Here is a 19034-nt window from a genome sequence, read left to right on the forward strand (position 1 = left end):
ACTATGCAACAGGCACTTCCTCTTCGAACAAAACTTCAACTGGGTATCTATACCCTTATCAACCCGTTTGTCCGGCTGTTAATCCGGTTGGGATTAACGCCCAATATGGTAACAACCATTGGATTAGTACTGAACATAGGCGTGGCCCTGATCTTTATTGTTGGTGCCGAGCAGGGAAACCGGGGCGATTTCAGCTACATCGGCTGGGCGGGCGCGCTGGTACTGTTTGCTGGTCTATTCGATATGCTGGATGGGCAGGTCGCGCGGTTGGGTAAAATGAGTTCGCTATATGGTGCCCTCTTCGATTCGGTGCTCGACCGCTATAGCGAACTGATCCTGTTTCTGGGTATCTGTTATTATTTGATTGCCCATCATTATTTCTTTAGCTCGCTCTTTGCGTTCGTTGCCCTGATTGGCTCCATGATGGTCAGTTATACCCGTGCCCGCGCCGAAGGGCTGGGTATTGAGTGCAAGGGTGGCCTGATGCAGCGCCCCGAACGGGTTGTTATCATTGGCGTGTCAGCGCTGGCATGCGGCTGTTTTGCTCCGTTGCTGGGTCATGATTTCAAACTTTACATACCCGGTATTCCGGTACATGTCTTCGAAACCATGACCATTTTTACCCTGCCGCTTATGGTGATGGCCATTATGACCAACATTACGGCTTTCAATCGGCTGACAGATTCCAAAAAGGCACTGGAAGAGAAAGAAAAAACAACCACGCCACCCAAGGCATTTATGCTGGCCTTTTTATTATTTGGCAGTGTAGCTGGTTATTCGCTTCCGGCGAGTCGGGTTGCACCTGAACATCGGCAGGACAAGCCCATGATTTCTTTCCCGACACCCAAAAACATCCCCAATCAGTTATTTTATATTCAGCGGGACCCGAATGTAAATACGATTATCTGCGCCCTGAACCTGAAAAATGGTCAGCTGGATAAGAATGATCCCGTTCATGTTTTCTGGATTCGTTACACCGAGCAGAGCCAGCAACAAGAGCTTTCGTACATCCAACGTACATTTGCTTATGGGGTTAAAGCGCGCCACATGCGGAATGAGGAGTACGAATTGAGCTTTGTTTCCTACAAAAAACTACCGCTCCATCTGGCTAAATCCGGCACCAACGACTATTACGTGTACGCTAATGTAAACCAGAAAAAAGTAATCCTGAAGCGAATCTATTTGCGGATAGAAGGAGGGACTATGTGGATGCCCAACGTAAAGTACATTCAGTTGGAGGGTACAAACGCGCTGACCGGAGAGTCGACCGTAGAGCGCATCATGGTTTAAAGCGTTCCCTGTACCACGGTTCTTTATACCATGCATCAACACCCGGAAGTTATCCGTCCAACCCTTATAAGCCGAATTCTGCCGCTTAGTCTGATCTCACTTGGGTATCTCTTACTCTCTTATGAGCTTGTTGGCTTCAAGTCCGATCAACTCGTGCTCATCGGGCTGGTGAATGGCTTGTATTATGCCTCCGAACAGAGCCGTAAGTTTGTCATCGGCTTTTCGATCTTCATTGTGTACTGGATCGTTTTCGATTATATGAAAGCGTTTCCGAACTATGCGTATAATACGGTACACATCAAATCCCTGTATTTGCTGGAAAAAAATCTCTTCGGCATTCCGTTTGGTACTGTGATGCTAACGCCTAACGAATACTGGCTGGCGCACCGAACGGATTCACTCGCTGTTGTAACCGGACTTTTTTACCTGAGCTGGGTGCCAATTCCACTGCTGTTTGCTACCTATCTTTTCATTAAAGACCGGCCCCAGTTTTATCCCCTCGCCCTAACCTTCGTGCTGGTTAATCTAATCGGGTTTGTCATTTACTATGTTTATCCGGCTGCTCCGCCCTGGTATGTGCAACTGTACGGGTTTACGTTTCACCCGCACACGCCCGGCAACACGGCTGGTCTGGCTCGCTTCGACGAGCTTCTTGGCGTTTCGGTATTCAGTTCTATTTACGCCAAAAGTTCGAACGTGTTTGCGGCCATGCCGTCTCTCCACTCATCTTATCCGGTCATTGTGCTCTATTACGGGATAAAGAACCGAATGGGCGCATTGAACGGGTTCTTCACCCTGATAATGGTAGGCATCTGGTTCTCCGCTATCTACACCAGTCACCACTATCTGCTGGATGTACTGGCTGGAATTACCTGTGCCTTAACGGGCATCACGCTTTTTAATCTGTTGAAAGAGACACGCTTGTTGAGCACCTTTATTCAGAAATTAGTAAGGCTAACGGCATAAGGTTGTAGCCTGGACGTCCACGTCCGGGTAGGATAAAAACTTATTACTGCCTGACGTGGACGTCCAGGCTACAAAAAAGCCCGAACCATATTGTGGTTCGGGCTTTTTTGATTAATCGGGTTTATTCAACCAAATGCGTTGATATGCTTCTGGAAAATCGCTTCGTATTTATTGGCCGCTGCTGTTTGCTTGGCTTCCTTACAGGCTTCGACAATCGTTTGCAGAATGTATAAGTCCGAATCGGGGCTACCAAATCGTCCGTTGCCGCTTTTGGCGTAGGTCAGGTCCTGATCGGCGCGGGTAGCCATTACTTCGGCGATTTCGAGGGCCTTTTTGTTGTCGCCTACTTCAAACAGGAAGCGCACGTAGTTCGACGAAATCTGGTCGTACGGAATCGCCTTGTCCGGAATAACCTTGAGGGAGTAATTAAGCACCTCGAGAGCTTTGTCTTTCCGACCTTCGCGGATGAACTGATCGGCCAGACGGAAAAACGCAATACGGGCTGAAATCACCGGCGGACCTTTGTAGGTTTCGTCATAGTATACATCCGGGTTGTTGAACTCACGCCAGAAGGTTTTCTTCGTCATGTTGGTATACATGATGTCGGAGTTGACATAACCATCCGTTGCGCCCGGTACGGCCACTGGCATGAGCCGATACGCGTAACCTTCCAACTGCATGTAGTTTTTCAGGCTCAGGTAATTGTCACTTGCCAGCGTGCTGGAGAAGTAGATGGGCCGTTTCCAGTTGTTGGTCGCGATCATGTCGAGCATGATCAGGTCAGGCTTGTACAGGTCCTTCTTTCCGATGGTCCATTGCAGCGTATCCTTCATCAGCGGGCGAAGCGCAGCGGGTACAAAATTGGCTTTGTCGACCGCAGCTCTGTCGATGGGCAGGAACAGCACAGACGAAGGCAAAATGCTCGTCATGTCGCCATTGGTGAGTGGTACCTGAACCGCCGGACTGCTCGTCTTGATCAGGTTAATGTATTGCTTGAGGTCGATCCCGTTTTTCACGCCCGGCACTTCGTAGAACGGCACAATGTCGTTTTTGCCTTTGTTGAAATTATCGAATTCGAGGGATATGGGCAACGCTTCCGATTCGTAGGTCTTCCGCTTCATTTGCTGAATGTACCATTCCGTACCCAGCAAACTCAGGTTACACACCCGCACATCGCGCCGGAACCCTTCTACTTCCTGTACGTACCAAAGGGGGAAGGTGTCGTTATCGCCACCGGTAAAGAGCACCGCATTGGGGGCACAGGAGTTCAGTAGGTTTTTTGCAAAATCGACTGATTGGTAACGCTTGTCGCGGTTGTGGTTGTCCCAGCTTTTGGCACCCATCATAACCGGCACCAGTAAGGCAATACCGGCAACAAGACCATTGCGGGCTACGTCCGATTTCAAGACGTTGCGTAGTCCTTCGGCAATCGACATGACGCCCAGCCCGAGCCAGATGGCGAAGAAGTAGAACGAACCCACGTAGATGTAATCACGCTCGCGGGGTTCCGATGGGGGCGAGTTCAGGAAGACTTGCAGGGCAATGCCGGTGAACAGAAACAGAAGCCCGACAATCAGGAAGTCGCGTCGACGGCGGAAATACTGGAACGTAATACCAAACAGACCCAGGATGAACGGCAACATGTAGAAATTGTCGCGGGCTTTATTAGTCTTCAATAAATCCGGCGCATTCTGATCCGTCGACCAGGGGAGGAGGTAACCTGCACCTTCTTCGTCGCTCTCACGTCCGGCAAAGTTCCACATCAGGTAGCGCCACCACATGTGTCCTAACTGATAGTTGAACAAAAACTTCAGGTTATCGCCCATTGTCGGTTTCTGACCTTCTGCCAGACCAAGCATCTGCCGGTAGAGGGCCGGGTGATTTTGCTGACTGCTATACACGCGGGGAAACAGCATTTCGTCGCCGGGCGCATAGACGTACTCCGGCTGATGGTCGAATACCACGTATTTGTTGCCTTGTTTTTTCCACATGGCGGCACCCTGCTTCTGGTCGATGGGGCGGGCCGTGAAGACCGGCCCGTACAGCAGCGACCGACTTCCGTACTGCTCCCGACGCAGATACGACAGGAAGTTCAGCTCATCGCTGGGGTCGTTTTCGTTGATGGGCGGGTTAAAGTCGGCCCGTACCAGCACCTGCATATACGACGCATAACCGATCAGCACGAATGCCAGTGCCAGCAGGGAGGTATTCAGGATAACCCGCTTTTGCCGGGCCGACCAGATGATGCCGTACACGATGGCACCCAGGAAGACGACCGTAAAGACAATAGCACCCGACGTAAACGGCAAACCAAGGGTGTTCACGAAGAACCGCTCAAAGGCAAAAGCCATACCGGGCAACCCCGGAATAATACCGGAGTTAATGATGCCCAGAATAACCAGACCGATACCAAATGCCGTTGCACCCCCCCAGAAGGTTGGCTTGGGGTATTTTTTGAAGTAATAGATGAGTGCCAGTGCGGGCAGGGTTACGAGGTTCAGTAAGTGGACCCCAATGGATAGCCCCGTCAGGTAAGCGATAAAGATAAGCCAGCGATTAGCAGCGGCTTCATCTTCGATGCGCTCCCATTTGAAAGCTGCCCAAACTACGATGGCGGTGAAAAATGACGACATGCCGTATACTTCGGCCTCAACCGCCGAAAACCAGAAGGTGTCGGAAAAGGTGTAGGCCAGGGCACCAACGGCACCGGTACCAATAACCAGCAGCGTATCAGCGGTGGTATAATCACGTTCCGCTTTACCGAGGAGTTTCTGGGCCAGCATGGTGATGGTCCAGAACAGGAACGCAATGGTAAAGGCACTGGCCAGTACCGACGCCATGTTGACCCAATAGGCTACGCTGGTCAAATCGCCGAACGACATCATAGAAAAAAGTCGTCCCAGCAAAAGGAAAAATGGAGCACCGGGCGGGTGGGGTACCTGAAGTTTAAACGAACACGCAATGAACTCGCCACAGTCCCAGAAACTGGCGGTGCGTTCGACGGTCATCGCATAGGTAAAGAGCGCGACGGCGAAAACGAGCCAGCCCGTTAGGGTGTTCAGGCGTTTAAATGATTGCATATAAATGAAGATTAACGAACAGCTTTTGTGTAAGTAGTCGCCAAAAATACGCAAAAAAGCAGCCCGACCGGGTCAGGACGGGCTGTTAAAGTTTGTTAAGGCTACTTGATGCTAGTGTTTTCTGACAGGTGAACGAGTGAAAATCAAGAAAAACAGGCGGGCGTAGGGGGAAGTCCGGCTATCATTTGCTCATGGTCGTTAGTAGAAAATCCAGCGCGGGGCCATCGGGTAGTTGCCCGCTACCTGTCTTCGTATCGAAGACCATAATCTGCTTGTTCGTGGTCGAATAAACAGGCCAGTCAGGAAGTCCTTTGCCGTTGGGATTACCCCTTTTGATGAAATTCACCCAATAGGCCGACATTTCTTTGGCCAGTTGCGCATCGGCCGGCTCCAGCGGGCGGAGCGTCTGGTCGATAAATTTAAGGTTGTCATACGCATAGGCTACCTCACCCGTATGGAACGCGCCGTATCGGGCATACTCACCCGTGGCGGGCACTTTACGGGCAAAGCGATAAACGTAGGCCGTTCTTCCCTGCTGACTCTGGAGCATCGCCCATTTGTAATTCTGAGTACCAAATGCCATATCTCTGGATACCTTCACCTGCGAGGATGCGGCTTCGGTATCGGTCCCGGCCGGATAAAACCTGAGAAAAGTTTCGGTGTTTGCACCGTACTGCTCATTTAATTGCTTCCGATAGGCATCCGCATTCTTTGGAGGCCCAAATGCCATGCCTTCATCTTCATTCCAGCCGGTTAGCAACTGAACGTCGTTCTGTTGCCCGGCAGCAAAAATAGCGGCAATGGGCTGGGGGAGTACGTATCCATCGATAACCAGCCCGCGCCCCTGTCCTTTCTTTAGGATTTCGTCGGCTGGTTTTGCCCTTAACTCGGCCAGCGATGAAGCCCCCATCGACTGGGCCATCTTCATACCGGCTTCTTCGGCCTGACTGAGCGTTGTTGTCGGGCGGGAAAAGTTAGCACCACTTTCGGCAATCGCCTTCGTAAAGAGATTTTTTGCTAACGGAGACGCGACCAGTGCGTTTACACTCATGGACCCGGCCGACTGACCGGCGATGGTTACGTTGGCAGGGTCGCCACCAAACCGGGCGATATTCTGCTTTACCCACTGCAAAGCCGCGATCTGATCCATCAGGCCATAATTTCCGGATGCATTTCGCCCCGATTCTTTGGTTAACTCCGGGTGAGAGAAGAACCCGAATGGACCCACGCGGTAGTTGATACTGACGAAGATTACCCCTTTCTTCGCCGTTGCTTCTCCGTCGTAAATAGGAACTCCGGCACCACCACTATTGAAGCCACCACCATAAATCCACACCAGAACGGGTTTTTTCTCGGTGGCCGATTTAGCGCCCGTCCATACATTTAGATACAGACAATCTTCGCTGATAGGTTCTTTAGGAATCAGGAACTCGGCACTCCACGGGCCAAACGGATTAGGACTGCCCTGAACCGGACTCGACCCGAAAGCATCACATTTGCGAACGCCCGACCACGGAATAACGGGTTGTGGAGCTTTCCAGCGACGGTCGCCAACGGGTGGGGCGGCAAAAGGAATTCCTTTGAAAATACGTACATCGCCGGTTGTGTTCACCGTACCGGAAATCTGGCCACCTGCAACGGTAACGGTGTCAAACTCGTGGCTAATACTCATGAACGATAGGAGCCCAAACAGAATACCGCAGGAAGTGATAAAGGCTAATGATTTTGTTGTCATGAGGTTAAAGGGGATTGTGTACAGGACAGTAGGCTGGGTGGCCGGAGCCATGCGGTCTGGTTCACTACGAGCAAACTTAGTTCACAAGGCAGTAAATTAACGGATAGTCACCTGATTGGCGGTCAGTATCTTGTTGAAAAACAGCATCTGGTAAGGTAAGGCGTTCTCCCAGTACTCCCACGTGTGGGCACCGGGCCGCTCGGTGTAATCGTGCGGTGTTTTGTTAACCATCAGCAGGCGGTGGATTTCCCGATTGCCTTCAATAAGAAAATCATCGACGCCAATGTCGAAAATCAAAGGCAGGTTGTTGGCTTTAAGCTGATCGGTCAGCGTCACCATCGTGAAGCCGGGGTAGGGGGCGTCGCCCTCTTTGGCTGGGCCGAGTAACTTAGCAAAATTCTCGGCGCGGGATTTGGCGAAATCAGCGGGGACTTTCCAGGTGGCAGTGTTGATGTTCATCACCCCGCTCATGCTTCCGGCGGCAGCGTATAACTCCGGGTGTCGGCTAGAGATATACATAGCCCCATGTCCTCCCATCGATAGTCCCGCAATTATGCGCCCTTTTTTCTCCCGGACGGTTCGATAAGAGTTGTCGATTTTGTCAATTAATTCCTTCGAAATGAAGGTCTCGAACTGACTGGTTTTAACGATTGGACTGTCGAAATAGTAACTGGTTGGATCGCCATCGGGCGTCACGATGATAATATTGTACTGATCGGCCAGTCGGTGCAACAGCGTTTTATCCGGGGTTTTAGTCAGCCAATCCCGAAAGTTGCCCGAGCCACCGTGGAGCAGATAGAGCACTGGGAAAGGTTGTTTCGCTTTCCGGTAACGATCTGGTAAAATGACGGCCGCCCGCAGCGTTCGGTTCATGCTGGTACTTGGTACATCGAGCGTATCGACGCGAGCTGCCAGCGAAGGAAACGATAGTAGACAGGCCAGAACAAATACCTTGACGGTACTGATTGTTTTGGGTAATTGCATAGTTTAAAGAGGAAATAAAACGCTGTCAAATGAATGACTATTTGTTTGTATGGTGAAGTCCGGTTCTACTTCTTTTTACTTGCTTCCAGTTGATTAGCCAGAAAGGCCAGTGCCTGATTGTAATAAGTGTCAATCATAACCCCTGGTCCGTGCCCGCCACCGGGCACAATGACAAGTTTACTTTCTACTCCCGTTGTCTGTTGTTTCTCGTACAGCTTTTCGCTCTGGCAGTGGGGAACCAGCGGGTCTTTGTCGCCATGGAAAATCAGGAACGGCGGGTTGCCTTTCCGGACATAACTGATGGGGTTAGCCAGCGCAACCTTGTCTTTGTTTTCCTGAATAGGCCCACCAACGAGTATCGACTCCGGCGATTTGGCATCGTTATGGGGCATCGTACTGCCACAGGCATCCATGATTAAAAAATCCGTAGGTCCGAACCAGTCGACAACGGCATCGACATGGCTGTCGGCCTGGGTGAATTTGCCTAAAGCCCCTTCAATATCTACATCGAGACCGTTTATAGTCTTTTTTTTGATACCATTGGTTGTACCCGCCATAGCGGCCAGGTGCCCGCCCGACGACCAGCCGGTAACACTGATGAACGAACCATCCAGCCCAAGTTTCGGTGCATTGGCCCGAACGAACCGAATGGCGGCTTTCACGTCCTGAATCTGAGCCGGGAACTGGGCATCGGCACTCGACCGGTAGTTAATGCTGACGACGGCAAATCCTTTCCCCAGTAGTTTCTGGCCGATTCCCCCCTCATTGAACGTATTGGCTTTCCAGGAATTGGCCCGCCAGGCGCTCCCGTAAATACAAATAACAACCGGAAACGGAGCCTTGCCCGTTTTCGGTAAATGGATGTCCAGTTTGTGCCCAATCAGGCCATCACCGACATAGTCAAGGTCCAGCCAGTATCTGGACGACTCAATCGCAAGTATCTCAACATTTACTTCCTGATTTTGCGCCATTGTGTTAATTGATAAGAAGATAAGTACTGCGGTTAAAGCTCGTTTCATGTTAGTCAATTATCGAGGAGGTGAGTAGCTTAGACGCGTTCGATCACCACGGCATAGCCCATGCCTACGCCGACGCACATGGTAGCCAGTGCATAGCGTTTATTCTGCTTCGCCAACTCCAGCGTGGCCGTTTGCACCAGTCGCGTTCCCGACATGCCCAGCGGATGCCCCAACGCAATAGCTCCGCCATTGGGGTTGATTCGTGGGTCATTGTCAGCCAGTCCCAGTGCCCGAATACAGGCCAGCGACTGAGCCGCAAAGGCTTCGTTCAGCTCAATCACGTCGATGTCAGCCAACGTGAGGCCCGCTTTTTGCAGTACCTTTTGGGTGGCGGGAACAGGGCCAATTCCCATAATACGTGGCTCTACGCCAACCACCGCTGATGCCACGATCCGGGCTTTGGGCGTCAGGTTGTAACGTTTTACGGCTTCGTCGGAGGCAATGAACATGGCCGCAGCTCCATCATTCAGTCCGGCGGAATTGCCTGCGGTAACGGTGCCTCCCTCTTTTTTGAAAGCCGGTTTTAGCTTTGCCAGCACATCGAGAGAAGTCTGCGGTTTTACAAATTCGTCAGTGCTGAAAAGCGTGGAGTGGCCTTTCTTCGTCGGAATTTCAACACTCATGATCTCCTCGGCTAGTCGGCTCGACTGCTGCGCCTGAGCGGCTTTTTGCTGGGAGTTATAGGCGAATAAATCCTGGTCCTCCCGGCTGATGCTGTAAAAATCAACCAGGTTTTCGGCCGTTACGCCCATGGCGTCTGTTCCGTAAAGGGCGTGCATTTTGGGATTTACGAACCGCCACCCAAAGCTGGAGTCGAACATCTGGGCGTCATTACCAAAAGGTTTCGACGTTTTAGAAATAACCCAGGGGCCGCGGGTCATGTGCTCCATGCCACCCGCAATAAATACGTCGCCATCCCCGGCTTTGATAGCCCGATTGGCATGAATAACCGCCGACATCCCCGATGAGCAAAGCCGGTTCACCGTCTCGCCGGGTACTGTATATGGCAGTCCGGCCAGCAGCAGCGCCATCCGGGCAACATTTCGGTTGTCTTCCCCCGCCTGATTGTGGCAACCGAGTATCACATCGTCGATGGCATCGGCGGGTATATTCGGGTTACGGGTAAGGAGTTCTTTGATCGGTAAAGCCGCCAGATCGTCGGCACGTATGGGCGACAGGCTACCCCCAAAACTCCCTATGGGTGTGCGGATAGCGTCGATGATGAATGAATCTGACATGTGTGAAAGAGCGAACGAATGAAATCGGACCGCTGAAGCGGAATGAATGAGTGAAAGAGCGGTTGGCTTTTAACTCATTCATTCCGCTTCGGCGGTCCGATTTCGCTCATTAAAAATTTTGCGCTTGTTTTAGCCTGTACCTCTTCCAGCGTGGCGCCTGGCATGAGTTCGAGCAGGGTTAGTTTACCATTGGGATAGCCAAACACGGCCAGATCAGTAATGACCATATCGACCACACCGGTAGCGGTTAGCGGCAAGGTGCATTGTGGTACGATCTTGGGGGAGCCATCAGGGTTGGTATGGGTCATGGTGATGATCAGCCGCTTGGCTCCTTTGGCCAGGTCCATCGCGCCACCCACTCCTAGCAGCGGTTTGCCGGGAACGGCCCAATTCGCCAGGTTGGCTGATTCGTCAGCTTCGAGACCTCCCATGATTGCCACATCGATGTGGCCGCCCCGAATCATGGCAAATGAATCGGCACTGTCGAAATAGCTGCTGCCTTTCAGGGCTGTTACCGGAATCTTGCCCGCATTGACAGGATAATCCATGGCTCCACCGCCATCTGCCGGAACCGGACCTACGCCCAGCATCCCGTTTTCGGTATGCAGGATAATCCCCTGTTCTTCCGTGATCAGATCGGCGACGAGCGTGGGAATGCCGATGCCCAGATTGACAACGTCGCCTTGTTTTAGTTCGACCAAAGCCCGACGCGCTATGTTCATACGGGACTCGTCTACTTTCTTGGACGACGACACCGATGCCGAACTGCCGAGGTCTTCCAGCGTGAGGGTGGCCTGTACCAGATAATCGACAAAGCAGCCGGGCGTATGCACGAACTCCGGCTCAATATCACCCACTGGCACAATCTCCTCCACTTCGGCAATGACCAGATCGGCGGCCGTGGCCATCGCTTTGTTGAAGTTATTCTCCGTCATTCGGTATTGCAGATTCCCGGCCGTATCGGCCCGCCACGCCCGAATAAACGCGACGTTGCCCCGAATACTCTTGATAAACACCTGCTCGACCCCATCGATGACTTTTGTTTCGCGGCCAATAGCCAGTGGTGTTCCGGCGGAGGTTGGCGTGTAAAAACCGCCGATACCCGCACCACCCGCTCGGATGGCTTCAGCCAGGGTTCCCTGTGGCAACAATTCGTAATCGACCATGCCGTTTTGGGCTGCTTTGACGGCATCGGGATTCGACGTAAAAAAGGAGCCGATCAGTTTTTTGAGCTGGCCATTTCGTAGCAGACGCCCCCCGCCCAAACCTGTTTCGCCAGTGTTGTTGCCTACGAAGGTCAAGTTTTTTGTGCCGATTTCAGCCAGCGCGTGCATCAGGTGAACAGGGTTGCCAGTCATACCAAATCCGCCCTGCAAGAGCGTGTCGCCTTCTTTAACGAGAGCAGCGGCCGTATGAATGTCTAAAATAGGTACTTTTTTCATGCGTAAGTGGATACAGATGATTTGGCCTCTCCGGCTTTTTTCGCAGCCAGCCCTACGTAATTTTCAGCGACAACGGCTGAGGCCGCCGGGCTGGTAATGAGTTGATTGAAACGGGATGCCTGCAAGTGAGCGTCGAACAGCGACTTGTCTGGATTATGATGCAGCAGTTCGGTCATGAAGTTGGAAAATTCCTGCACTCGCCAAACCCGACGCATACAGCAGGCGGTATAATCAGCCAGTTCGGACGAGCTGCCGTACTGGTACCAGAACATCAATGCATCGAACAATTGACCCGTATCGGCTACGGCCATATTTAGCCCTTTGGCACCCGTTGGCGGCACAATATGCGCTGAGTCGCCCGCCAGAAACAACCGTCCGTATTGCATGGGTTCACTCACGAAGCTCCGCATGGGTGTGATGGTCTTTTCCAGAATCGGGCCTTCGTGCAACGTCCAGCCGGTTGTGCCGAGCCGGAGTTGGAGTTCTCTCCAGATGCGCTCATCGGGCCAGTCGTCCAACGTATCTGTTACATCGCACTGCACATAAAGCCGGGAAATTTCGGGCGAGCGCATGCTGTGCAGGGCAAACCCCCGGTCGTGATAGGCATAGATCAGCTCATGCGTCGAGGGCGGGACTTTTGCCAGAATACCCAGCCAGCAATAGGGATAAATCTTGTCATAAACGGTGGTCAGCGATTCTGGCATTGTCTTTCGGGAAATTCCGTGAAACCCATCGCAACCTGCCACAAAATCGCAGGCCAGGGTATGATTTTCACCGTTGTGAACATAGTGAATCAAGGGTGTACTGCTGTCCAGCCCCTCAATGCGCGTAGCTTCGGCTTCAAATAAGATCGGCTCTCCGGTATCTATTCGCAGTTGAATCAAATCTTTTACGACTTCGGTCTGCGCGTAGATGGTCACGCGTGAACCGCCAGTCAATCCGGACAGATCAATGCGGTGCCGCTGCCCATTGTAACTTAGAATAACGCCCTCATGCACGAGCCCCTGCTGATCCAGCCGGGCGGTGGCCCCAGCTTGCCGTAGCCGATCGACGGTGTTTTGTTCGAGCAAGCCCGCCCGCTGCCGGCTTTCGACGCGTTCTCGTGGCCGGTTTTCGAGCAAAACCGAGCGAATGCCCTGTTGGTGTAGCAGTTGGGCCAGCAATAATCCGGCGGGACCGGCCCCGATGATGCCTACTTGTGTATGATGGGTCATGGCTGTTGATTCAGTATTTCGCTGGTTGCGTGAAACGCTTCATTGGCGGCTGGCAGTCCGCAATACAGGGCCGACTGCATGATAACTTCTTTGATTTCGGCCGCACTTACGCCGTTGTTCAACGCGGCCCGGACATGCATCTGAAATTCGGCTTTGCGGTTGAGCGCAATGAGCATGGCCAGTGTGATCAGGCTGCGGTTGTGTTTGGAAAGCCCCGGCCGCGTCCAGATTTCACCCCAGGCGTAGTTGGTGATGAACTGCTGAAAGTCGGCAGTTAAGTCGGTTATCTGGCTATTGGCTTTATCTACATGCGCGTCGCCCAGCACCGACCGCCGAACATGCATGCCTCTATCAAAGGTCGATTCGCCGACCAGGAAATTGATCAGTACCTGCACGTATGACTGCGGCAGTTCGGTACTGGCCAGATGCCGGGCGGGCAGAATAGCCAGTTGGGCATTGGGGATGTTGTCCCGCAAGAATTCAGCCTGTTCTACGTTCGTTACCGGGTCTTCATCGCCCGTTATAACCAGCGTTTTCACTAATAACTGGCTCAGGTTGTTTCGAAAATCCGCATCCCGAATAGCTGCGCAACAGGCTGAATAGCCAACAACCGGCGAACGCAAAAACATGGCTTTAGTAGCTGCCACTCGCTCCGGATTATTCGTTCGGAAGCTTTCGGTAAACCAGCGTTCCATCGTATCGTCAGCAATGGCCTGCATACCGTGCTCAGCGATGGTGGCGATGCGGCCATTCCAGCGTTCGTCGTTGCCAATTTTAGCACCGGTATTACTGAGCACCAGTTTTTTGAAGCGGTCGGGGTAGTTGATACCCAGCCACTGCCCCGTTAGCCCACCCATCGATAGGCCACAGAAACACGCCTGTTCGATGTTTAGACTGTCCATCAGGTCAATTACATCCTGCCCTAACAGGTCGATGGTGTAGGGGCCTTTTGTGGTCTCGCTACCGCCATGCCCGCGCGTATCGTACTGAAGCACCTGAAAGTAAGGTAGTAGATAAGGAATCAGTTCGTCCCACATCATCATCTCAGCTCCCAGCGAGTTGGAAAGAATCAGCACCGGGCTGTTGGGTGTACCTTGCAGTGTATAGTTGATGGGCATAAGCAAAGAGCGAAAGAATGAATGAGCGAAAGAGTAATTTCAGTAACCTGAAGCTCTTTAGAGTTTATTATGCTTTTTTAAAATCAAGTCAATAATCTCCAGCGCCTGCCCCAGCGAATGTTCCGGCTTGAAAAGCTTGTCCAGATCAGGCACATCAACGGCTTGTTCCCGAAGCACGTCTTTAAGGCGTTTACGTTCCGATACTGCCACCGCACAGGCTTTTTCGACCAGTTCATGGGCGTTGGCTTTGCCCAGTTTAGGGGCCAGCGCCAGCGAAACCGTTTCAGCATAAATTAAGCCGTTGGTCAGTTCGAGATTTTGACGCATCCGGTCGGCATCCACGTCTAGATTATCGAGCAACTCCAATGAGCGTTCAATGGACCCGGCCGTAAGTTGCATAATGTCGGTTAGCACGTCCCACTCCGAATGCCAGCGTCCTGCCGAGCGTTCGTGTTCCTGCGGCATAGCCGACAATAATGTTGCGACAAGATTCGGGATTCGGTTGGCGTTAGCCAGAATGGCCGTAGTGGTGACCGGGTTGCGTTTGTGCGGCATCGTACTGGAACCACCCTTGCCAGCCGCTTTTCCTTCCAGCACTTCGGCAATCTCGGTCTGCATCAGCAACATTACATCGTTGGCGATCTTGGCCAGACTACCCGAGAGAATACCCAGCACAGCGGCCAGTTCGGCTATGTTATCCCGCTGCGTGTGCCAGGAAACGGAAGGCTCCAGCCCTAATAAACTCGCGACCTCCTGATGTACTGCATCTGGAATCGACGCATTGCGGCTGCCCACCGCCCCCGCCAGTTGCAGCACTAGCACCCGCTGCCGACAAGCTGCCAGCCGTTGTTGACTACGGCTGAGACCATCTAGCCACGAGGCCGTTTTCAGGCCGAAGGTGATGGGCTTTGCCTGTTGCAACAGCGTCCGGCCAATCATAACGGTTTGGCGGTGCTCTTTAGTTAGGGTCATAAGCCGGTCTGCCAGCGCCGAAAGTTTGTCATCCAGCCAATCGAGCACGGTTTTGATCGTCAACACGGTAGCTGTATCGACAACATCCTGGCTAGTTGCGCCCAGGTGCACATACCCAGCCGTGGTCTCATCCCGATTTCTGACAATTTCGGTGAGTTGCTTCACCAATGGTATAGCGGCATTTACGCTCAGCGCAATATCTTTTTTGAGCCGTTCGAAATCCAGCGAATCAACGACACAGCAAGCCGCAATCACCTCGGCCGAAACCGTTGGTATCAGCCCGTTTCTGGCTTGTGCTGTAGCCAATGCTGCTTCAAACCGAAGCATGTTGGCCACAGTCGTCTCTTCGGACAATAATGATTGTACATCAGAACTATAAAACAGGCTGGAATACAGGCTCATAGTGAAGGCGACGGATTAGACCTCGAAAAATACGGTTTCCTGCTCACCCTGCATATAAATATCGAACAGATAGCCAGCCGACGTTTTTTTTGCAATGAGCGTTTGGCGTCGTTCGGCGGGGACCAGATTCAAGACCGGGTCCGATTCATTGGCGGCTGCTTCATCGGAGAAGTACAGCCGGGTGTAAGAGTGAATCGGTTGGCCACGCATGAAAACGATGACCGACAGATGAGGTGCCTGTCCGTCTACAGAACCGGGTTTGAGCGTATGAAAAACGAAACGGTTCTGAGAGTCAGTACCCGTCCCGAATCGGCCGAAGTGTTTATTTTGTGCGTCCCAAAGCTCAATCAGGGCATCGGGAATTATGACGCCCACGCCATCGAATACGTTGCCGGTAATTGTAATGGCGTTCGGCTCGTCGAGTGGATTTACAAGCTGATTGCCGATCAGGCTTTTGAAATAATACCCGTATTGCTCCGGCGTCAGTCCGTACGCAAAATAAGGCCCAACGGTTTGTGAGGGTGTTTGTAGTGGCATGGAGTCGATAGTTAAGCCGTTTCGAATGGCGTTGAGTTAGTCCCTCTCAGTACAAAATCGAACCGATAGCCCAAGGCGAAATGGGGTTCCGTAACGCTCAGGTCGAATTGAGAAATCAACAACTGTCGGCCTTTAGGGGGAACGCCCAGAAAGACCGGATCATACTCCAGCAGCGGGTCGCCGGGGAAGTACATCTGGGTAACAAGGCGCGTCGTGATGTTCGGCCCGAACAGCGAAAAGTGAATGTGGTTGGGCCGCCAGGCGTTGTAATGGTTACCCCACGGATAGGCCCCCGGCTTTATGGTGTAAAACCGGTAGTGCCCGTCGGCATCGGTTAGTACACGGCCCGTTCCCAGAAAATTAGGGTCGATTGGAGCGTCGTGCTGGTCTACTTTGTGCACATACCGGCCCGCCGAATTTGCCTGCCAGATCTCGATCAGCGTGTGTGGTATGGGACGCCCGTTTTCGTCCATGACCTTACCATGCACAATGATCCGTTCGCCCAGGGGTTCACCGTTTCGAACGGAATTTCTTGTCAGATCATGGTCAAGCGGACCGACATGGGTTTCCCCGAAAACAGGGCCAGTTAGCTCCGAAAGCGACTGTTTAATAACAACCAACGGTTTTGACGGTGCTCGTAGCACTGTTGATTTGTACTCGGGAGATAAGTAAGGCGGGTGTACCTCCCGGTCGAAATGATTATAGATAAGTTCGCTCATACCGAACGTAAAACGGGTTAAGGAATTCGTTCGACAAAGCTATCTGCACGATGCTAAATTATCTTGGATTAATAAAAATATGACTTGTACAAATCAAACATCTATTGCAATTTAAGGCTGTTATTTAGCTATTTTAAACATACATGTCAATTCGTCTCCGCAATTTTGAAGGCCTATATGGCGATAACCGCCATCCATTTACGGACGGATTCATTCATCATGAATTACTGGAAGTCCGGAGTCAGCTCTACGACTGGGACATCGACGAACACCTGCATACCGATTTAATCCAGCTATTCTTTTTTACCTCGGGCGACGGGGTGCTTGTGTCGGAACTGCGTCGAATCACGCTTACGCCCCCCTGCGTGCTGCTGATTCCGACTAATACGCTACATGGATTTGCCTTTCAATCGAACATGGCTGGAGAGGTATTTACCATATCCGAGCAGTCGCTGGATATTTTTGCAAAAGCGATGCCTCAGCTTTTTCTGGAGATCAATCAATTGAGCCAGTATCCGTTTGAGGGACTTGCCGACGAGTTCGATACGCTGCAATGGATTAAGAATCAGCTAATCCGGGAGGTAAATACTGACAAAGTGGAGAAGAAGGCACAGCTTCATTCGTTGCTTCAACTGTTATTAATCAGCTTGTACCGGATGCGGCAGGAATCTGGTATTGAAGATTCTCAGTCAACAAACCGTACGCTTCAGTATTTCAACGCGTTTCAGAAGCTTATCCGGCAGTCGATCCATGAGTTGAAAACGATACAGGAGTATGCCTATGCGCTGAATATAACCGCCGTTCACCTCAACCGAATCTGCCAGTCGGTCGTCAAGAAGTCGGCCCTGCAAATCGTCCACGACAACCTGACCAACGAAGCGAAGAAGTACCTGCTCAACACAACCTATTCATTGTCCGAAATATCGTATGTACTGAGTTTTAAAGACCCCGCCTATTTTTCGAGGCTCTTCAAAAAACAAACCGGGCTTTCGCCCGGTCAGTTTCGGAAGATGGGGAAGCTATAGCACAATCTCTTTTTGCTCAATAGCTGCTTGTGTCCTGTCTGAGAAGAAGATATGCCATCCCGAAATCTATTTTGAAACACTTCAGTAATTTTCATTAAAAATTTCAGACTATTTATGGTAACGCCATTTGTTAAGTCGTCCGGCCTGGGCTGGGGATTTTCTACTGTGGATATAATTGTGCAGGCTCGCCAGAAGCTACCCCACAGTCGTGTCGATGATGTTGCTGTTTTGGGTGGCCTGACCAAAAAGTAGATGGCTCTTGTGCTGGGCGTCACCTACCTACCCCATATGGGGCGTGGTCGAGTGGACAGCATCGCCAATAAGGATCACACGCCCCTTGAACCACTTGTCGGGAACAAACACAACCTGCATCGGGCGGTAAACGACGCCCGCCCCATCGGTGATCTGCTCTTTCAGATCGGCCACCGGGCTCGTGAAGCCGCCCAGCCGAATACGCATCTGTTCAGCCAGTTCGCTTTCCTCGTAACGGGGTCTATCCAGCTCAAACGAGGTAACGTACATCAGCTCATCGGAGAGCGGGCAAAGACCTGCCGCTTGAAGTTATACAGGCAGACAGTCTGACCCGTAAACTGAGGCTTGATATTGGCAAATACCAGCGAACGCACTTTGGAAAACGTACCATACAAGAGCACCAGCCTCCAGCACGGTCGACACCAGCACTTTATGCAGCGCAATTCGGGCAATACCGCAGTTGGGGGTATTCAGGACCAGCTAGCTGCGCACTTGGGTATACATTTTTATGACCGTTGGGCAGATAAACAATTGCGTTTTCGAAGGGGTACGCCTAATCCGGAAACTTATCGAGGATACCCAACTGATGCATAGCCCGGATCTCGTTGCTCTGGATAATGATGCCCACCCCATAAACGGTCCATACTTCTTTGAGTTCAACAATCTCGGCCTCAATGCCGCGTTGGCTCAGGCTGATAGCGAGCGATAAACCGGCAATTCTACCGCCCACCTCGTACCAGACCGGCGCTACCACATGGCCGACCGTTTTTCCCGCATTGAGCATGTGCTGTTCAAAGGCCCCATAATTCCGGAAATAGCACGGGTTGGGCAGCGGAGCCAGGAGTGTTACCTCAGCCAGTTCATAATCCGGCCGCGCATCCAGCAGCCCATTCAGGATTGGGGCACAGCGTTCATGCTAGTCGATAAGCGTTAGTATATCGACCAGTAATTGTCCGTTACTGGCGTTGGCCAGCTCAACGATACCCTGATCTGTCAGGAGTCCTTAGCGAACCACCCTGCCCTGGTCCATCGAGGACGAGC

At 51.9% G+C, this 19034-nt stretch carries 18 protein-coding genes and 1 pseudogene; 5 read left to right on the plus strand and 14 right to left on the minus strand.

What is annotated here, in order from left to right:
* The first annotated feature begins 3 nt into the window (after positions 1-3).
* A complete protein-coding gene (locus tag NT073_RS15635) occupies positions 4-1290 on the plus strand; it encodes a DUF4833 domain-containing protein (RefSeq protein WP_297375227.1) in 1287 nt (428 codons plus the stop codon).
* 30 nt (positions 1291-1320) lie between these two features.
* Positions 1321-2256, plus strand: coding sequence for a phosphatase PAP2 family protein (locus tag NT073_RS15640; RefSeq protein WP_297375229.1), 936 nt, complete (start codon positions 1321-1323; stop codon positions 2254-2256).
* Positions 2257-2381: 125 nt separating this feature from the next.
* Here the strand turns inward: NT073_RS15640 and NT073_RS15645 are convergent, their stop codons facing one another.
* The 12 genes and pseudogenes from NT073_RS15645 to pcaH form a co-directional block, all read right to left on the minus strand.
* A complete protein-coding gene (locus tag NT073_RS15645; RefSeq protein WP_297375231.1) occupies positions 2382-5336 on the minus strand; it encodes a DUF2723 domain-containing protein in 2955 nt (984 codons plus the stop codon).
* 181 nt (positions 5337-5517) lie between these two features.
* Positions 5518-7071, minus strand: coding sequence for a carboxylesterase family protein (locus NT073_RS15650; RefSeq protein WP_297375233.1), 1554 nt, complete (start codon positions 7069-7071; stop codon positions 5518-5520).
* 96 nt (positions 7072-7167) lie between these two features.
* Positions 7168-8055 (minus strand): alpha/beta hydrolase family protein, encoded by an 888-nt coding sequence (locus NT073_RS15655; RefSeq protein ID WP_297375235.1) that lies wholly within the window; start codon positions 8053-8055, stop codon positions 7168-7170.
* A 65-nt stretch (positions 8056-8120) separates the two neighbouring features.
* Positions 8121-9074: an alpha/beta hydrolase gene (locus NT073_RS15660; protein WP_297375237.1), complete on the minus strand. Its 954-nt coding sequence runs from the start codon at positions 9072-9074 to the stop codon at positions 8121-8123.
* Positions 9075-9103: 29 nt separating this feature from the next.
* Positions 9104-10312 (minus strand): 3-oxoadipyl-CoA thiolase, encoded by a 1209-nt coding sequence (gene pcaF, locus NT073_RS15665; RefSeq protein WP_297375239.1) that lies wholly within the window; start codon positions 10310-10312, stop codon positions 9104-9106.
* Positions 10313-10386: 74 nt separating this feature from the next.
* Complete coding sequence (locus NT073_RS15670) at positions 10387-11754, minus strand: 3-oxoacid CoA-transferase (RefSeq protein WP_297375241.1); 1368 nt, start codon at positions 11752-11754, stop codon at positions 10387-10389.
* The gene (locus NT073_RS15675; protein WP_297375243.1) at positions 11751-12968 is read right to left on the minus strand and encodes a 4-hydroxybenzoate 3-monooxygenase; all 1218 of its coding nucleotides are present in this window, start codon (positions 12966-12968) and stop codon (positions 11751-11753) included. The genes NT073_RS15670 and NT073_RS15675 overlap by 4 nt, the downstream gene beginning before the upstream one ends.
* Complete coding sequence (pcaC, locus tag NT073_RS33390; protein ID WP_366107564.1) at positions 12965-13342, minus strand: 4-carboxymuconolactone decarboxylase; 378 nt, start codon at positions 13340-13342, stop codon at positions 12965-12967. Before pcaC ends, NT073_RS15675 begins: the two co-directional genes overlap by 4 nt.
* 3 nt (positions 13343-13345) lie before the next feature.
* Positions 13346-14086 (minus strand): annotated as a pseudogene (gene pcaD / locus NT073_RS15680) (3-oxoadipate enol-lactonase); the annotation flags it as partial.
* Positions 14087-14143: 57 nt separating this feature from the next.
* The gene (gene pcaB, locus NT073_RS15685) at positions 14144-15460 is read right to left on the minus strand and encodes a 3-carboxy-cis,cis-muconate cycloisomerase (protein WP_297375247.1); all 1317 of its coding nucleotides are present in this window, start codon (positions 15458-15460) and stop codon (positions 14144-14146) included.
* A gap of 15 nt (positions 15461-15475) precedes the next feature.
* On the minus strand, positions 15476-15997 hold the full coding sequence (locus NT073_RS15690) for a protocatechuate 3,4-dioxygenase subunit alpha (RefSeq protein ID WP_297375249.1): 522 nt from the start codon (positions 15995-15997) through the stop codon (positions 15476-15478).
* A gap of 11 nt (positions 15998-16008) precedes the next feature.
* Positions 16009-16716: a protocatechuate 3,4-dioxygenase subunit beta gene (gene pcaH, locus NT073_RS15695; RefSeq protein WP_297375251.1), complete on the minus strand. Its 708-nt coding sequence runs from the start codon at positions 16714-16716 to the stop codon at positions 16009-16011.
* Positions 16717-16859: 143 nt separating this feature from the next.
* Between pcaH and NT073_RS15700 the strand changes: the two genes are divergently transcribed.
* Together NT073_RS15700 and NT073_RS15705 are read left to right on the plus strand one after the other, a co-directional pair.
* On the plus strand, positions 16860-17741 hold the full coding sequence (locus NT073_RS15700) for a helix-turn-helix domain-containing protein (protein WP_297375253.1): 882 nt from the start codon (positions 16860-16862) through the stop codon (positions 17739-17741).
* 114 nt (positions 17742-17855) lie between these two features.
* Entirely contained in the window at positions 17856-17993 is a 138-nt protein-coding gene (locus tag NT073_RS15705) for a hypothetical protein (protein ID WP_297375255.1), read from the plus strand.
* Positions 17994-18020: 27 nt separating this feature from the next.
* Here the strand turns inward: NT073_RS15705 and NT073_RS15710 are convergent, their stop codons facing one another.
* Together NT073_RS15710 and NT073_RS15715 are read right to left on the minus strand one after the other, a co-directional pair.
* On the minus strand, positions 18021-18263 hold the full coding sequence (locus NT073_RS15710) for a hypothetical protein (protein WP_297375258.1): 243 nt from the start codon (positions 18261-18263) through the stop codon (positions 18021-18023).
* Between the two features lie 283 nt (positions 18264-18546).
* Positions 18547-18747: an FAD-dependent monooxygenase gene (locus tag NT073_RS15715; RefSeq protein WP_297375260.1), complete on the minus strand. Its 201-nt coding sequence runs from the start codon at positions 18745-18747 to the stop codon at positions 18547-18549.
* On the opposite strand from NT073_RS15715, the gene NT073_RS15720 reads away from it, so the two are divergent.
* On the plus strand, positions 18748-18927 hold the full coding sequence (locus NT073_RS15720; RefSeq protein ID WP_297375262.1) for a hypothetical protein: 180 nt from the start codon (positions 18748-18750) through the stop codon (positions 18925-18927).
* Positions 18928-19034: the final 107 nt, after the last annotated feature.

It is taken from the genome of Spirosoma sp., from assembly GCF_026391055.1.
Classification (GTDB): Bacteria; Bacteroidota; Bacteroidia; order Cytophagales; family Spirosomataceae; genus Spirosoma.

Excerpts from the sequence above, each read along its gene's own strand:
- NT073_RS15635 (WP_297375227.1), top strand. The coding sequence starts at position 4 with ATGCAACAGGCACTTCCTCTTCGAACAAAACTTCAACTGGGTATCTAT.
- NT073_RS15640 (WP_297375229.1), top strand. The coding sequence starts at position 1,321 with ATGCATCAACACCCGGAAGTTATCCGTCCAACCCTTATAAGCCGAATT.
- NT073_RS15645 (WP_297375231.1), bottom strand. The coding sequence starts at position 5,336 with ATGCAATCATTTAAACGCCTGAACACCCTAACGGGCTGGCTCGTTTTC.
- NT073_RS15650 (WP_297375233.1), bottom strand. The coding sequence starts at position 7,071 with ATGACAACAAAATCATTAGCCTTTATCACTTCCTGCGGTATTCTGTTT.
- NT073_RS15655 (WP_297375235.1), bottom strand. The coding sequence starts at position 8,055 with ATGCAATTACCCAAAACAATCAGTACCGTCAAGGTATTTGTTCTGGCC.
- NT073_RS15660 (WP_297375237.1), bottom strand. The coding sequence starts at position 9,074 with ATGAAACGAGCTTTAACCGCAGTACTTATCTTCTTATCAATTAACACA.
- pcaF (WP_297375239.1), bottom strand. The coding sequence starts at position 10,312 with ATGTCAGATTCATTCATCATCGACGCTATCCGCACACCCATAGGGAGT.
- NT073_RS15670 (WP_297375241.1), bottom strand. The coding sequence starts at position 11,754 with ATGAAAAAAGTACCTATTTTAGACATTCATACGGCCGCTGCTCTCGTT.
- NT073_RS15675 (WP_297375243.1), bottom strand. The coding sequence starts at position 12,968 with ATGACCCATCATACACAAGTAGGCATCATCGGGGCCGGTCCCGCCGGA.
- pcaB (WP_297375247.1), bottom strand. The coding sequence starts at position 15,460 with ATGAGCCTGTATTCCAGCCTGTTTTATAGTTCTGATGTACAATCATTA.
- NT073_RS15690 (WP_297375249.1), bottom strand. The coding sequence starts at position 15,997 with ATGCCACTACAAACACCCTCACAAACCGTTGGGCCTTATTTTGCGTAC.
- pcaH (WP_297375251.1), bottom strand. The coding sequence starts at position 16,716 with ATGAGCGAACTTATCTATAATCATTTCGACCGGGAGGTACACCCGCCT.
- NT073_RS15700 (WP_297375253.1), top strand. The coding sequence starts at position 16,860 with ATGTCAATTCGTCTCCGCAATTTTGAAGGCCTATATGGCGATAACCGC.
- NT073_RS15705 (WP_297375255.1), top strand. The coding sequence starts at position 17,856 with ATGGTAACGCCATTTGTTAAGTCGTCCGGCCTGGGCTGGGGATTTTCT.
- NT073_RS15710 (WP_297375258.1), bottom strand. The coding sequence starts at position 18,263 with ATGTACGTTACCTCGTTTGAGCTGGATAGACCCCGTTACGAGGAAAGC.
- NT073_RS15720 (WP_297375262.1), top strand. The coding sequence starts at position 18,748 with ATGGCCGACCGTTTTTCCCGCATTGAGCATGTGCTGTTCAAAGGCCCC.